Source organism: Burkholderia sp. NFPP32 (assembly GCF_900119325.1).
Taxonomy (GTDB): domain Bacteria; phylum Pseudomonadota; class Gammaproteobacteria; order Burkholderiales; family Burkholderiaceae; genus Burkholderia; species Burkholderia pyrrocinia_C.
In genome coordinates, this window is the sequence record NZ_FPJP01000089.1 from 1 (window position 1) to 1093 (window position 1093).

1 pseudogene is annotated in these 1093 nt (G+C 62.5%); it reads left to right on the forward strand.

The window, feature by feature from the left end:
* Window positions 1-179: 179 nt before the first annotated feature.
* A pseudogene (locus tag BT264_RS40385) lies at window positions 180-1006 on the forward strand (IS3 family transposase); the annotation flags it as partial.
* Between the last annotated feature and the right edge of the window lie 87 nt (window positions 1007-1093).

Sequence of the window (1093 nt, forward strand, 5' to 3'; positions counted from 1 at the left end):
CTTCGGCGGGTTTCCGTGGCCGGTGTAGCGCGAGCATATGCCGGAAGTGGTCTCGTGCGCCCTTGTAGCCGCGCTCGCGTACCATCACGTAGAGAGGTGGCCGTGCGAATTCGGACAGTCGGATAAGTGGTTTGGCCGAGGCCTGAGCCAGCGATAATGCTGGTAAAGGAACCGAGGAAATGACGAAGAGAACCCGACGGACGCACTCAGCGGCGTTCAAAGCGAAAGTGGCTCTGGCGGCTGTCAAGGGCGAGCGCACGCTGGCCGAACTGGCGCAGCAGTTCGATGTGCATCCGAACCAGATCACGGAATGGAAGCGACAGTTGCAGGAGCGTGCGGCAGACGTGTTTGGTACGACAGGTGTGCCGTCGAGCGAGCCGCCGGTGGACGTGAAAACGCTGCACGCGAAAATCGGACAGTTGACGCTGGAGAACGATTTTTTGTCAGGAGCGCTCGGCAAGGCCGGACTGCTGAGCGCAAAGCGATGATCGACCGTACGCATGCGCTACCGGTTTGCCGGCAGACGCGGCTGGTTGGCATCGCGAGATCGAGCGCGTATTACCGGGCGCAGCCGGTCAGCCTGGCCGATGAGTTGCTGATGCGACGAATCGACGAGCTGCACATGGAGTTTCCGTTCGCCGGGGCGCGGATGCTGGCGCGTCTGTTGCGCCGGGAAGGTCATGAGGTGGGTCGCCGTCGCGTGCGCACGCTGATGAAGCGCATGGGTGTCGAGGCGCTGTACTGCAGGCCGAACACGAGCCGCCGCAACACACAGCACAGGGTCTGGCCGTATCTGCTGCGCGGGCTGAAGATTGAACGGGCCAACCAGGTGTGGGCGCTCGACACGACGTATATTCCGATGGCACGCGGCTTCGTCTATCTGACGGCGGTGGTGGACTGGGCAAGCCGCAAGGTGCTCTCGCACCGGCTCGCAATCACGCTGGAAGCCGTACACGCCGTCGAAGCGCTGGAAGAAGCATTCGCCCGTTACGGGCTGCCTGAAGTTGACCCGCTTCAACGGACACCTATTCTTTTTGAAGAGGAGGTGCCGTCATGGGCAAGCATCGGAAGCCGTACCCGGCGGAGTTCCGGG